Consider the following 13,604-nt stretch of genomic DNA (forward strand, 5'->3'; position numbering starts at 1 on the left):
TTGTTAGGAAGGTATCGTTCTATTCCATGGACCGGTGATCGCAAGCGTTTGCCCGGGGCGTTTTTGGATATTTACGAAAAGGGTGCTGCCGTCGGGGGAGAAACAGGCGCCGGCCAGCTCGCTCTTGATGGCGACGTGCCCGATCTGGTAGAGCTCGCCCTGGGGCGTGATACCGACGATAGCACTGGATTCGTTGTCGTCCTCGACGATGACGATGTCTCCCCAAGGGGCTACGGTGAGGTTGTCGCAGGCCTGCATGAGCTGGCTGTCGTGCGACTCCACGAAGAGCTCGAGTTCGCCGGGAAGTTCGCTCTCGCGTTCCGTTCCCTCGTAGACGCTGGGGGTGTACTTGAAGATTTGGCCGAACTCTTGGGGGCCTCCGTTGGTGCAGGCGAAGTAGATGGATCCGTTTCCGTAGTGCATGCCTTCTCCGCGGGCGAAGCGGGCGGCTCCGGTGATGAAACCGCGGTGGCGCAGGTCGTCCTTGGGCGCGTCGATGTCTTCCAGGTCGATCCATTTTGTGGATACGGGCGTTCCGATCGGGAATTCCGGCTGATTCTCCTTCGGCCAGTTGCGGGTGTCGCAGGAGGCCTTGTCGATAATGGCGAGGGCCTGCAGCTTGCCACCGTTGATCAGTTTGCCCGGTTCGTTGGGAATGTAGCGGTAGATGAGGCCGTCTCCGCGGTCTTCCGTCAGGTAGACGATGCCCGACTTGGGATCGACGGCGATGGCTTCGTGGTTGAAGCGGCCCATGCCCTTGATGGGTACGGGGAGAGCGAGGCCCATTTGTTCGCTGGCTGGCACTTCGAAACAGTAGCCGTGGTCCTTTTCGAAATCGCCTCCGGCGAGAATGTTGGTCTCCTCGCAGGTGACCCAGCTGCCCCAAGGGGTGGGGCCGCCGGAACAGTTTCGTATGGTGCCGAGCAGGCTGAGGGAGTGTTGCTCGAGCTGCTGGGTTTTGGTGTTGAAAATAAGGGTAGAGGTGCCGCCGCTGCTATTGCCGGTGTCGTGGGCCGCATCGTAGTGCTTTTCTCGATACAGCTTCAGCAGTTGGGCGTCGCCCTTGAAGGGACCGTTCTCCGGATTGCCAGGGCCCATTTCGTGGTTGCGCACGAGTATGACGCGGTCGGCGTCGAGGGGGAAGGCGGCCATGCCGTCGTGGTCTCCGGGGACGAATAGCCCGTCGTCCATGAGCTCGCCGGTTTTGGAGAAGCTCGAGTAGCTGAAGCCTTTGGGAAGCTTGAGCAGCTGGTTGGGATCTTCGAGCAGCGGGCCGTAGCCGATACCGTTCGAGCGGGAGCAGCCAGCCATGTAGGTTTGCAGTCCGATGAATCCGACCGCGAGCGCGGCGTCCTTGATGAAGTCTCTACGTGTAGTGTGCGATGACATGGGGCGTATGTAGGGAGAGGCGCGATCGGAGTCGATTTTTGTTCGGCTACGTTTTGGAGACAATTGTTAAGGCTTCAAAACGAATGGTTCGATGACTCCGGAAAGGGCGGGCGGGAAGATGCCTTCGATGTGAACGCCGTCGTCTTCGGTCCGTTGCTCGCGAATGCCGCCGCTGCTGTGGAGCTTGGAAATCACGTCGTAGCGCTCGTGGGGAATCAGGAGCTGGGTGGACTTGTACTTGGCGTTGAGGTGGTGGGCGATGGCGGCCTTCAGCTCGGGTACGCCTTCGCCAGTGCTGGCGCTGAGGTAGAGGGCGTCCTTGTGGGTGAAGAGGAAGCGTTCGCGGTCGCTCTGTTCCTCGAGGGCGTCGATCTTGTTGAAGACGACGAGCATGGGGTTCTTGTCGGCTTCGATTTCCTTGAGGACTTCCATGGTGGTCTCGAAGTGCTTTTCGGCGTCGGGGTTGGTGACGTCGACCACGTGTATCAGCAAATCGGCTACGACCGCTTCTTCCAGGGTCGCCTTGAAGGCTTCGACCAATCGGTGAGGCAGGCGGCGAACGAATCCGACAGTGTCGGTGACGAGAACGTGTTGGCTGTTGTCGAGCTCGAGGCGGCGGGTAGTGGGGTCGAGGGTGGCGAAGAGCTTGTCCTCGGCCAGCACGTCGGAGTCGGTGAGGGTATTGAGCAGGGACGACTTGCCGGCGTTGGTGTAGCCCACTATGGCGACGGTGGGAACGGGCTTGCGCAGGCGTTTCGCTCGCTGGACGTGGCGGTGTTGGATGACTTCCTTGAGCTCCTTCTTGGTGACGGCGATGCGGTCGCGTACCATACGGGAGTCGGCTTCGAGCTGGGTTTCACCTTGGCCGCGAGCTCCGGTGCCGCCGCCTCGCTGGCGCGAGAGGTGGGTCCAGGCCCGGCGCAGGCGAGGGAGCGAGTACTCCATGCGGGCGAGGGCGACTTGGAGGGCGGCTTCCTTGGTGTGGGCTCGTTCGGAGAAGATATCGATGATGATCTCCTGGCGGTCGATGACGGTGATCTTGGATTCCGCTTCCCAGTTGCGTTGCTGGGCGGGGGTGAGCTCGTCGTCGAAGATGATGACGTCGGCTTCGAGTTCCTTGGCGTGGGCGATGAGCTCCTGTACCTTGCCGGTGCCGAGCAGGAAGGCGGGGTGGGCTTTGCGCAGCTTGACGACGACGCGGTCGACGGTGGGGATGTCGAGATTGGCGGTGAGCTCCTGCAGTTCGTCGAGGAGGCGTTCCGCATCCTCGCTGGACATCTTGGAGTCTTGGATGCCCACGAGCAGGGCGCGTTGGACTTTCTTTCTGTTATCTTCGAGATCGAACATTCTGTCTGGGTTCCGGGTCGCGGGTGTTGGGTCCCGGGAGGTAGGAGCGAGCTTGCTCGCGATTTTGCATGGATTTTCGCGAGCAAGCTCGCTCCTACAAGGAAAATGAAAAGCCCTGCCTCCGAGTGTCGGAAGCAGGGCTGTGTAATTAGTTATTTGATACGATAATCACTTACTTGGCGCGCTTCGCTTCAATCGCTGCTTGCGCGGCGGCGAGGCGAGCTACTGGTACGCGGAATGGCGAGCAGGATACGTAAGTGAGGCCCGCGTTGTGGCAGAACTTGACGGAGGCTGGATCGCCGCCGTGTTCGCCACAGATACCGAGCTTCATGCCGGGACGAGTCTTGCGTCCCTTTTCGATCGCAGTCTCGACGAGCTGGCCAACGCCAGTTTGGTCGATCGATGCGAAGGGGTTGGCCTTGAGGATCTCGACTTCCTGGTACTTGCCGAGGAAGGAACCGGTGTCGTCGCGAGACATGCCGAGGCAGGTCTGGGTGAGGTCGTTGGTTCCGAAGGAGAAGAACTCCGCGGTTTCGGCGATCTCGTCAGCGGTGAGGGCGCCGCGTGGCACTTCGATCATGGTTCCAACGGTGTAGTCGAGCTTTACGCCCTTCTTCTCTTGGACTTCCTTGGCGACGCGGTGAACGATCTCAACCTGGATATCGAGCTCCTTCTTGAAGCCGACGAGCGGGATCATGACCTCTGGACGAGCCTTGATGCCCTTCTTCTCAACCTGGGCGGCTGCTTCGAAGATGGCGCGAGCCTGCATCTCTGCGATTTCTGGGTAGCTGATCGCGAGGCGGCAGCCACGGAAACCGAGCATCGGGTTGAATTCGTGGAGGTCGGCAACGCGCTGCATGATCTTCTCGACCTTGATGCCGAGGGTGCGAGCGAGGTCCATCTGCTGCTCCTTGGTGTGAGGAAGGAACTCGTGCAGTGGTGGGTCCAGGAGACGGATCGTCGCTGGGAGTCCCTTGAGGGCGCGGAAGATGCCCGCGAAGTCCTTGCGCTGGTAGGGAAGGAGCTTCTTGAGAGCCTTCTGGCGACCTTCGAGGGAGTCGGCGAGGATCATTTCGCGCATGGCGTCGATACGGTCGCCTTCGAAGAACATGTGCTCGGTACGGGTGAGGCCGATGCCTTCCGCGCCGAACGCGATGGCGTTCTTAGTCTGCTCTGGTGTGTCGGCGTTGGTACGAACCTGAAGCTTGGTAGCCTTGGCGCACCACTTCATGAGCTGGACGTAGTCCTGGAACTTCTGGGTCTTTTGGGCAGCCTTCTTGCCGTTGATCAATCCGTCGATGATTTCGGATGGAGCAGCCTTGATTTCGCCTGCGTAGACTTCGCCGGTGGTTCCGTCGATGGAGAGGTAGTCGCCTTCCTTGAAGACGTTCTTGCCAACGGTGAGGGTCTTCTTGTCGTAGTCGATCTGGAGATCGGCGGCGCCGCAAACGCAGACCTTGCCCATCTGGCGGGCAACTAGGGCCGCGTGGGAGGAAACGCCACCGCGAGCGGTGAGGATGCCTTCCGCCGCGATCATGCCGCGCAGGTCTTCAGGGGAGGTTTCAACGCGAGTGAGCAGAACCTTTTCGCCGCGAGCTTCCGCGTCGACGGCGCGCTCGGCGTTGAAGTAGATCTTGCCGGAAGCGGCGCCGGGACCTGCGGGGAGGCCAGTGGCGAGTACCTTTGCCTTCTTGACTTCGTTGAGGTCGAAGATGGGGGCGAGGAGTTGGTCGAGCTGGTCGGCTGGGTTGCGGAGGACCGCAGTTTCCCAGTTGATGAGACGCTCCTTGACCATGTCGATGGAGAACTTGAGAGCGGCGGCGGCGGTGCGCTTGCCGTTACGTGTCTGCAGCATGTAGAGCTTGCCTTCCTGGATGGTGAACTCGACGTCCTGTACATCCTTGAAGTGCTTCTCGAGCTTCTTGCGAACCTTGAGGAGCTCGGCGTAGGACTTTGGCATGACGTCCTTGAGCTTGATAACAGGCTCTGGTGTACGAACGCCAGCTACCACGTCTTCGCCCTGGGCGTTGACGAGGAACTCGCCGTAGAATTCGTTTTCGCCGTTGGCTGGGTTACGCGTGAAGGCAACGCCGGAGCCGGAAGTTTCGCCAGTGTTGCCGAATACCATGGCCTGGACGTTGACGGCTGTACCCCACTCGGCGGGGATGCCGTACTTCTGGCGGTAGACGATAGCGCGGTCGTTCATCCAAGAACCGAATACGGCGCCGGCAGCTCCGCGGAGCTGGTCCCAAGGATCGTTCGGGAAGCCCTTGCCGGTGCGGTCCTTGACGAGCTGCTTGAAGCGCTTGACGAGTTCCTGCTGGTCTTCGGCGGTGAGGGAGGAGTCGATGACGTCCTTGCCGTACTTCTCGTGCTTGAAGCTGTGGATAACGGCTTCGAAAGGCTCGACGTCTTCGTCCGGTCCGGCTTGTACGCCGAGAACGACGTCTCCGTACATCTGGATGAAGCGGCGGTAGCAGTCCCAAGCGAAGCGTGGGTTGTCGGTGGCCTTGGTGAGGGCTTCGACGGACTCGTCGTTGAGGCCGAGGTTGAGGATTGTATCCATCATTCCTGGCATGGAGTCGCGAGCGCCGGAACGAACCGCTACGAGAAGAGGCATTCCGTCGGTGGCGCCGAACTTGGTGCCCATCTGCTTTTCCATCTTGGCGATGGCGTCTTCCATCTCAGCCTGGAGGGATGCGGGGTAGGTGCGCTCGTTGGCGTAGTAGTAGGTGCAGACTTCCGTAGTGATGGTGAAGCCTGGAGGAACTGGGAGGCCGATGTTGGCCATCTCGGCGAGGTTCGCACCCTTGCCGCCGAGCAGGTTTCTCATAGTAGCGTCGCCGTCAGTCTGTTGACCGAAGGAGTAAACGTACTTTACGTTCTTCTTTGCCGCTGCTTTGCGAGGAGCTTTCTTAGCTGCCTTTTTAGCGGGCTTACGTGCAGCCTTCTTGGCCGCTGTTGCGCGTTTCGCTGTGGTTTTGGATGCCATACTTCGATAGCTTGGGTTATGCGATGTGGTTGAGTGAAAGACGCGGAGTTGCCTCTTCCCAGTTTCGAAAAGGGTTTCCTCATACTGATGCTACTGCGGGTGTCAACGGGAATGCTGCTTAGGCGCACGCTCGGCTAACACCAACTCGAGGCGATTTGCGATTGCCCGCTGGGAATGACTTGCGCATTAAGGTCCGCTTTCAAGCGAATGCTATGAGCGAAATCGTCCCGAAAGATTCAGATGAGGAAGTAGAAGAGGAAGACCTCGACTGGGCCGCGGATCCCAAGAAGATGGGGTTCCTCGACCACGTCGAGGAATTGCGCTGGACGCTGATCAAGCCGCTCGCGGTCTTCTTCGTAGCTTTCGTGGTGACGGTCGTTTTCATCCAGCACGTCAAGGACGTGCTGATGTTTCCGCTCAACCAAAACTACACGCCGGAAGACTTGGAAACCTTTAGCGGCTTGGCCACCCGCAATCCGACTGGTGTATTCACTGCGATGTTACACATCGGCTTGCTGGTGGGCGTCACGGTCGCCTCTCCGGTCTTCCTGTACTACGTCGGCCGCTTTCTCGCTCCGGCTTTGACCAAGAAGGAGAAGAAGCTCCTGCTACCCGGCACGGCCAGCGCCTTCCTCTTGTTCGTGACGGGGGCTGCCTTCGCGTTTTTCGCTTTGTTGCCGAAGGCGATACAGGTGACGATGCAGTTCAATCGCATGATGGGCTTCCAGATCATCTGGTCGCCGGACAGCTACTTCGGCTTTATCACTTGGATCGTTTTGGGGATGGGAGTGTCCTTCCAGTTTCCCTTGGTTGCGGTGGTGTTGGTCTACCTCGACATCGTGAGCCTAGAAAAGCTGCGTTCTTTGCGGCGGGTTCTGATCATCGTGTTCTTTATCGCCTCGGCGGTGCTGACGCCGCCGGATCCGATTACGCAGATCATGATGGCGGTGCCGATGATTCTGCTCTACGAACTGTCCTTGATCATCGCCGGGGTCTTGCTGCGCAAGAAGGCCAAGCGCGAAGCGGAAGAGGAAGACGAACTGTAGGAGCCGTTCCGAGCACTGGGGGACGTTGTTGCCAACGCTCCTTAGCTTCGAGAAGAAGAAAGGCTCATCCTTAGGATGAGCCTGCAGGGAGCGGAAGCTTGTGATGGAGCTTATAAGCTTAGCTAAGTATCCACCCCTTCGGGTATTCCTTGCTTAGGTATTGGTTGGCTTCCGGCACGTTGGTGATCTTCATGGCCTTGGCGTCGTACTCGATGCGGCGTTGGGCGCGCATGGCGACATTGCCGAGCAGGGCCATTTCGGTGAGTCCTGCCGCGTATTCGAAATTTGAACACGGGGTGAGTTCGCCTCGGATGCCGTCGGTCCAATTCTTTTGGTGCGTGCCTTTGACGCGTGGGATGCTGCGCGGGGGAAGGCTCGGCTTGAGCTCCTGGAATTTAGAGTCTGGGTAGATGCGTACGTTTTTCCCGTAAGTGTCGGAATAGATGTAGGCGTGCTCGCCGATGATCAGGGTGCCGCCGCTCTTGTCGTCGTAGACCGAGGCGTCGAGGCCGTGGGGGATGGGGGGAAGCAGTCCGCCTTCGAACCACTTGTAGGTGACGGGGGCGAACTTTCCGCGACGCGGGAACTCGAAGGTGACCACTGCTGAGCTCGGGGCGCTGTAGTCGTTGAAGCTGGTGGTTACGGCTTCCACGCTGGAGGGCATGCCGAGGTCGAGGCCCCAGTAGGCGACGTCCATGATATGGCAGGCCATGTCGCCGACGGCGCCGCAGCCGTAGTCCCACATGCCGCGCCAGTTGAAGGGGCAGATGGAGGGATCGTAAGCGCGGCGGGGGGCCACGCCTTGCCAGAGGTCCCAATTGAGGGTGGCGGGCTTGACGGGGATCATCTTGGAGTGGTCGGGGGCGGAGATGCCCTGCGGCCAGATGGGGCGGTTGGTCCAGGAAATGATCTCTTTGACTTCGCCGATGACGCCGGCTTGCAGCCATTCGCGGGCGAGGCGCTGTCCGGCGTTGGAGTGACCTTGGTTGCCCATTTGGGTAACGAGGCCGGATTTGCGGGCGGCTTCGTCGATCCATCGCGCTTCCTGCACGGTGTGCACGAGCGGCTTTTCGCAATAGACGTGGATGCCGAGGTTCAGGGCGCTGCGGGCGATGGGGTAGTGCATGTGGTCCGGGGTGGAGATGACTACGCCATCGATCTGGTCCCCCATTTCCTCGAACATCTTGCGGTAGTCGGTGTACCACTTCGCTCCTTTGGCATTCGCTTCCGCGAGGACTTCGCCGAAGATCTTAGGCGTCCATTCGTGGGTAATGGTCCTTTCCACGTTGGCGCTGTCCACATCGCAGAGGGCCACGATATTTTCGTCCCTGAGCGGGACGATGGAGGAGGCTCCCTTTCCGCCGACGCCGACGAAGGCGAGGTTGAGCTTCCCGTTGGCGGAGGACTTTCCTTTGGCGATGGAAAAGTTTGGCAGCAGGAAGAGGCCAGCGGCTGAGCTTGCTCCTTTGACGAAGTTGCGACGATTGATACCGGATAGTTCCACGATGATCTCTAGGGTTGGGGGTTGGCCTTGCGGCTTGCAGGGGCGTATTACGCCAACGAAGTGTCGTTGAGTATTTACCCAATCCGTTAGCGCGAGTCGTGGAGCTATTCAACCCGTTAAGAAAATAGCACCCTCATACAAAAGAAGGGTGCTATCATTCTAAGATTTGTCCTATCGCGGAGCTCTGGCCTAGAGCTCCCGGAGCGTATCGGTGAGGATCTCGGTGGCTCGGTCGATCGCTCCTTGTTCGTGGGCGGTGGAGATGAAGTTCGCCTCGTATTTGGAAGGGGGCAGGTAGACGCCTTTTTCGAGGCAGCGGTGGAAGTACTTGTTGAAGCGGTCCGTATCGGTGGCGATCGCGTCGTCCAAATTGGATACGGCTTTTTCGCTGAAGTAGACGCAGAACATGGAGCCGACCTGCGGCACGGTGAGCGGCAGGCCGATCTCCTTGGCGGTGGCTTCGATGGCGGAGGCGATCTGCTTGCCCATTTGGTCGAGGGCTTGGTAGGCCTGGCCTTCCAGCAGGAGCTTGAGGGAGGCGATGCCCGCTGCCATGGCGAGCGGGTTGCCGCTGAGCGTGCCAGCTTGGTAGACCGGGCCGAGCGGGGCGAGGTGGTCCATGATCTCGGCTTTGCCGCCAAGGGCTCCCACGGGCAGGCCGCCGCCGATGATCTTGCCCAGGGTGGTAAGGTCGGGGGTGATGCCGACGTGTTCCTGTACGCCTCCTGCGGATACGCGGAACCCGGTCATGACCTCGTCGAAGATGAGCACGCTGCCGTGTTTGGTGCAGAGCTCGCGGAGGCCTTGCAGGTAGCCTGCATTTGGAAAGATGAGGCCGACGTTGGCGGGGAAGGGCTCGAGAATGATGCCCGCAATCTGGTCGCCGTAGCTGGCGAAGGCTTCTTCGACCTTGGCGAGATCGTTGAAGGGGAGGACGATGGTTTCTTGGGCCAGGCTTTCTGGGATGCCGGCCGAGTCGGGCTTGCCGAGGGTAAGGGCTCCGGAGCCAGCGGCGATGAGCAGGCTGTCGACGTGGCCATGGTAGCAGCCGGCGAACTTGATGATCTTGTTGCGTTGGGTGTAGCCGCGGGCGAGGCGGATGGCGGTCATGGTCGCTTCCGTACCCGAATTTACCATACGCACTTTTTCGACGGAGGGGACCATCTTGATGATGAGCTCCGCCATTTCGACTTCGTAGGGATTAGGGGTGCCGAAGCTGGTCCCCTTCTCGAGGGCGTGGGAGATGGCTTCGCGGATAACGGGGTGGTTGTGGCCGTGGATGGCTGGGCCCCAGGTGCAGACGAAGTCGATCATTTCCTGGTCGTCCGCGGTGGTTAGCGTGGCGCCTTGGGCGCTCTTGGTGAAGAAGGGGGCGCCGCCGACGGAGCGAAAGGCGCGAACTGGGGAATTGACGCCGCCGGGGATGAGTTCCTGGGCGCGCTTGAAGAGATCGGATGAAATGGACATGGAGACGTTTGGAAAGTGAGTGGTTAAAAGGGAAGTTACGAGACGTAGCGTTGCACGATGGGGATGCGGCGGCCAACGCCAAAGGCGAGCGGGGTGAGCTTGAGCCCGGGCGCGGCTTGCTTGCGCTTGTATTCGTTGAGGTCGACTTTGCGTATCATGTCTTTCACTACATCGGCGTCGTAGCCTTGCTCTATGAGCTCCTTGGTGGACATGCCTTTTTCGACGTAACCTTCGAGAATGCCGTCTAGGATGTGGTAGGGCGGGAGGCTGTCTTCGTCCTTCTGGTCGGGGCGAAGCTCGGCGCTGGGCGGTTTTTCGATGGTGTTGACCGGGATGGTTGGCTTGTCGCGGTTCATGTGTCGCGACAATTCGAATACACGGGTTTTGGGCAGGTCGCTGATGACGGCGAGTCCGCCGCACATGTCGCCGTAGAGCGTGCAGTAGCCGACGGCGAGCTCGGACTTGTTGCCGGTGGTGAGCAGGAGGGCTCCGAGCTTGTTGGAAAGCGCCATGAGCAGGAGTCCGCGGGCTCGGGCTTGGATGTTTTCCTCGGTGACGTCGCGTCCGTAGCCGGCGGTGAGCGGAGAGAGGGTGTCCTCGGCGGCGGCGACGATGTCGGCGATGGCCACGGTGTGGAAGGCGATGCCGAGGTTCTCGGCGAGTTCCTTGGCGTCGCTCTTGGAGTGGTCGCTGGAAATGGCGGAGGGTAGGCTGACTCCGGTGACGTTTTCCGGACCGAGAGCCTTGGCGGCGAGGGCGGCGACGACGGCGGAGTCGATCCCGCCGGAGAGGCCGATAAGGGCCTTCTTGAAGCCGGACTTGTGCACGTAGTCGCGCAGGCCGAGCACGAGCGCTTGCTCGATGTTGTCCATCAGCTGCTGGCGGAAGGTGGAGGCGATTTGGGCGGAGTCCGCATCGAGGTCGACCACGGCCTGGTCGGTGGCGAAGGCGGAGAGGCCAGCGATAATTTCGCCTTGGGCGTTCGCGACCATGGAGCGGCCGTCGAAGATGAGTTCGTCGTTTCCTCCGACGGCGTTGACGTAGATGGTGGGGCAGCCGCAGGCTCTGGAGGCTCCGGAGACGAGACCTTCGCGCTGCTCGCCCTTGCCGCCCCAGTGCCATGGGCTGGCGGAGAGGTTGAGGTGCAGGTCGAGGTTTTGCTCCTTGAGGTACTCGACGGGGGCATGGGGGTAGCGCTCGCGGGAGACGTCGGTGTTGCCCCAGATGTCCTCGCAGATGGTGATGCCGAGCTTTTGGCCCTGCCACTGGAAGACGAGAGGCAGGTCGGCGGGCTCGAAGTAGCGGTCCTCGTCGAAGACGTCGTAGGTCGGCAGGAGGCTCTTGCGAGCGATCTGTTGGACCTTGCCGTCGTGGCAGAAGGCGGCGGCGTTGAAGAAGTCGCGTCCGGATTTGGAGGGATTTGGGTCGACGAATCCTATGACGGCTGGGGCGGCTCCGATTTCGCGGGCGATCTGCTGGAGGCTTTCCAGCTGGTCCGGCACGAAGCGGCGCTTGAAGAGCAGGTCGCGGGGCGGGTAGCCGCAGACGGCGAGTTCCGGAAATACCACGAGCTCAGCTCCTTGGGAGACGAGCGAGCGGTAGGCGTTGAGGATAAGGTTCTGGTTTCCGGCGAGGTCGCCAACGGTGGTGTTTATCTGCGCGAGTCCGATCTTCATGGGTGCAAGGCGAGAGACTTGAACAGACGGAGGGGAAAGGGCAAGCGCGGCGTCGCGTTTTTAGGGGTTGCCATGGAGCGGGAGCGGACTTTGCGTGGGGGAATGTCGACACAACAAGTCATCAGCTTCAACTACACCTTGCGTAACAAGGCCGGCGAGGTCTTGGATCAGTCTCCAGAAGGGCGTCCACTCGAATTCCTGTCCGGCGTGGGCCAGATCATCGAAGGTCTCGAAGAAAACCTCCTGGGCATGGAAGAGGGAGCGAGCGGAGACGTGGTCGTGCGTCCCGAGAAGGGATACGGTTTCCGCGACGAGTCGCAGATCGACACCATCAATATTTCCCAGTTGCCCGTGGACGAGGTAAAGGTAGGCGACTACTTCCAGGCCGGTCCGGATCGCCATGCGCCGATCGTTCGCGTGGTGAAGGTCGAGGGCGACCAAGTTACGCTCGACGCGAACCACCCGCTCGCGGGCGAGGACCTGATCTTTTCGGTCGATCTAGTGGCGAAGCGCGACGCGACCGAGGAGGAATTGGCCCACGGCCATGCTCACAGCGCCGGCGGTTGCTGCGGCGGTGGTGGTGGCGGCGGCTGCGGATGCAGCGGCGAAGAGCCAGCCCAAGAGGCGGTAGCGGAAGAGGGCGGTTGCTGTGGCGGCGGTCAAGATGCTGCCAAGGAGCAAGGGCATAGCCACGGCGGTTGCGGTTGCAGCCACTAGGATTGGGCTACTCGCCAAAGAAGTTTCCAAAAGAAAAGGACCGCCGAAGTGGCGGTCCTTTTTTGTAGGGCTTTCGCTGGCGGCAAGCTGCGGAGCTCTCAGCCCGGGCTGGGCTGCGTGTCGCGAGCGATAGCCCTAGGAGGCGGCTCTACTTGAAGTCGATGAGCTCGACGTCGAAGACTAGCACGGAGTTGGGCGGGATGACCGGTGGGCTGCCGCGGAGGCCGTAGGCGATCTGGGCGGGGAGGATGAGTTTGCGCTTCTCGCCTTTTTTCATGTCGAGGAAGGCTTCGTCCCAACCTCGGATCACGCGGCCCATGCCGACGGGGAACTGGAAGGGGGATCCGCGCTCGACGGAGCTGTCGAAGACTTCGCCGTTGAGCAGGGTGCCGTGGTAGTGGGCGGTAACGGTCTGGCCCTTCTGAGGCTTTTCGCCGGTGCCTTCCTTTTCAACGATGTAGTGCAGGCCGCTCTCCGTGGACTGGGCGGAGGGGTAGAGTTTGGCGATCTCTTCGATCTGGAAGCCGTGGGAAAGGGTGGGCTCCTGGGTTTCCAGGTAGCGTACGCGCTCTTCGAGGTCGGCGACCTTCTTGTCGTTTTGGCCGCAGCCGGCGAGCAGCGCCAGAGCGGCAGCGGTTGCTGCAAAAGTGAATTTGGAATGAATCTTCATTTGATTTTCAGGGTTCTGGGACTTTGAAATAAAAAACGTATCCGAAGTCTTCGGACACGCACAAGCCCTATGTCTCTATTCCGTTCCGCCAAGTTCCCTCCCGAAGCGATTCCGCTGAAGCGCAAGGACGTGGTCTTTCGGAAGCACCCGAAGGCTAAGCGCTACCTTGCCAAGGTCGATAAAGAGGGGAACATCGTTCTGACCGTGCCGCGCATCGGCACCCAGCGGGCCGCCTTGGCTTTCGCCAACGAGAATCGCGAGTGGCTGGAAAGCCAGCGAGCCCTGGCCTTGCAAGCGCTGGAGGAGGAGCGGCGTCGGCCCGGCTTGCGGGCGGGGGACCTGATTTGGTATCGCGGGGAACAGGTTGAGCTGCGGATCGAGAAGGACTACGGCCGGCCGGTTCTGTGCTTCGCGGAGCAGCGGATTTTCATCGCGGACGAGAGCATGGACCTTTCGCGCCCCTTGAAGGCTCACTTGCGGGAGCTGGCCAAGGCGGAATTTCCGGAGCGGGTCCACGAGTACGCCAAACGGTTTGGCGAGTCGGTGAAGAAGGTCGTGGTGCGGGACCAGAAAACGCGTTGGGGCTCCTGCTCCACCAGCGGCACGATTTCCTTGAACTGGCGTCTTGTCCTGGCGGATACGGCGACGCGGGACTACGTGATCATCCACGAGCTGATGCATATGAAGCGCTTCGACCATTCCCCCGAGTTCTGGGCGTTGGTGGAGGGCGCCTGTCCCGACTATCGCCGCCACGAAGCCTGGCTGAAGGCCCACCAAGAGGCGCTGAGCTGGTAGG

The 13,604-nt window shown here is 60.6% G+C and carries 10 protein-coding genes; 3 read left to right on the forward strand and 7 right to left on the reverse strand.

What is annotated here, in order from left to right; all coding sequences use genetic code 11:
- Positions 1-3: 3 nt before the first annotated feature.
- The 3 genes from QEH57_RS02460 to ppdK all read right to left on the reverse strand — a co-directional run bounded on the left by QEH57_RS02460 (position 4) and on the right by ppdK (position 5,728).
- A complete protein-coding gene (locus QEH57_RS02460; protein WP_309005085.1) occupies positions 4-1,389 on the reverse strand; it encodes an alkaline phosphatase PhoX in 1,386 nt (461 codons plus the stop codon).
- A 66-nt stretch (positions 1,390-1,455) separates the two neighbouring features.
- Positions 1,456-2,736, reverse strand: a complete 1,281-nt coding sequence (gene hflX / locus QEH57_RS02465) for a GTPase HflX (protein WP_309005086.1) — start codon at positions 2,734-2,736, stop codon at positions 1,456-1,458.
- Positions 2,737-2,908: 172 nt separating this feature from the next.
- Complete coding sequence (gene ppdK / locus QEH57_RS02470; protein ID WP_309005087.1) at positions 2,909-5,728, reverse strand: pyruvate, phosphate dikinase; 2,820 nt, start codon at positions 5,726-5,728, stop codon at positions 2,909-2,911.
- A gap of 212 nt (positions 5,729-5,940) precedes the next feature.
- Between ppdK and tatC the strand changes: the two genes are divergently transcribed.
- Positions 5,941-6,774, forward strand: a complete 834-nt coding sequence (tatC, locus tag QEH57_RS02475) for a twin-arginine translocase subunit TatC (protein WP_309005088.1) — start codon at positions 5,941-5,943, stop codon at positions 6,772-6,774.
- 118 nt (positions 6,775-6,892) lie between these two features.
- Here tatC and QEH57_RS02480 read toward each other — a convergent pair whose 3' ends face one another.
- The 3 genes from QEH57_RS02480 to QEH57_RS02490 all read right to left on the reverse strand — a co-directional run bounded on the left by QEH57_RS02480 (position 6,893) and on the right by QEH57_RS02490 (position 11,421).
- A complete protein-coding gene (locus QEH57_RS02480) occupies positions 6,893-8,278 on the reverse strand; it encodes a Gfo/Idh/MocA family oxidoreductase (RefSeq protein WP_309005089.1) in 1,386 nt (461 codons plus the stop codon).
- A 189-nt stretch (positions 8,279-8,467) separates the two neighbouring features.
- Positions 8,468-9,745, reverse strand: a complete 1,278-nt coding sequence (gene hemL / locus QEH57_RS02485) for a glutamate-1-semialdehyde 2,1-aminomutase (protein WP_309005090.1) — start codon at positions 9,743-9,745, stop codon at positions 8,468-8,470.
- 35 nt (positions 9,746-9,780) lie between these two features.
- A complete protein-coding gene (locus tag QEH57_RS02490; RefSeq protein ID WP_309005091.1) occupies positions 9,781-11,421 on the reverse strand; it encodes an NAD+ synthase in 1,641 nt (546 codons plus the stop codon).
- Positions 11,422-11,523: 102 nt separating this feature from the next.
- On the opposite strand from QEH57_RS02490, the gene QEH57_RS02495 reads away from it, so the two are divergent.
- The gene (locus QEH57_RS02495) at positions 11,524-12,138 is read left to right on the forward strand and encodes a peptidylprolyl isomerase (protein WP_309005092.1); all 615 of its coding nucleotides are present in this window, start codon (positions 11,524-11,526) and stop codon (positions 12,136-12,138) included.
- Positions 12,139-12,286: 148 nt separating this feature from the next.
- Here QEH57_RS02495 and QEH57_RS02500 read toward each other — a convergent pair whose 3' ends face one another.
- The gene (locus tag QEH57_RS02500; protein ID WP_309005093.1) at positions 12,287-12,808 is read right to left on the reverse strand and encodes an FKBP-type peptidyl-prolyl cis-trans isomerase; all 522 of its coding nucleotides are present in this window, start codon (positions 12,806-12,808) and stop codon (positions 12,287-12,289) included.
- Between the two features lie 69 nt (positions 12,809-12,877).
- On the opposite strand from QEH57_RS02500, the gene QEH57_RS02505 reads away from it, so the two are divergent.
- The gene (locus QEH57_RS02505) at positions 12,878-13,603 is read left to right on the forward strand and encodes a SprT family zinc-dependent metalloprotease (RefSeq protein WP_309005094.1); all 726 of its coding nucleotides are present in this window, start codon (positions 12,878-12,880) and stop codon (positions 13,601-13,603) included.
- Position 13,604: the final 1 nt, after the last annotated feature.

Origin of the sequence: Pelagicoccus sp. SDUM812005, from assembly GCF_031127875.1 — a bacterium.
Classification (GTDB): Bacteria; Verrucomicrobiota; Verrucomicrobiia; order Opitutales; family Opitutaceae; genus Pelagicoccus.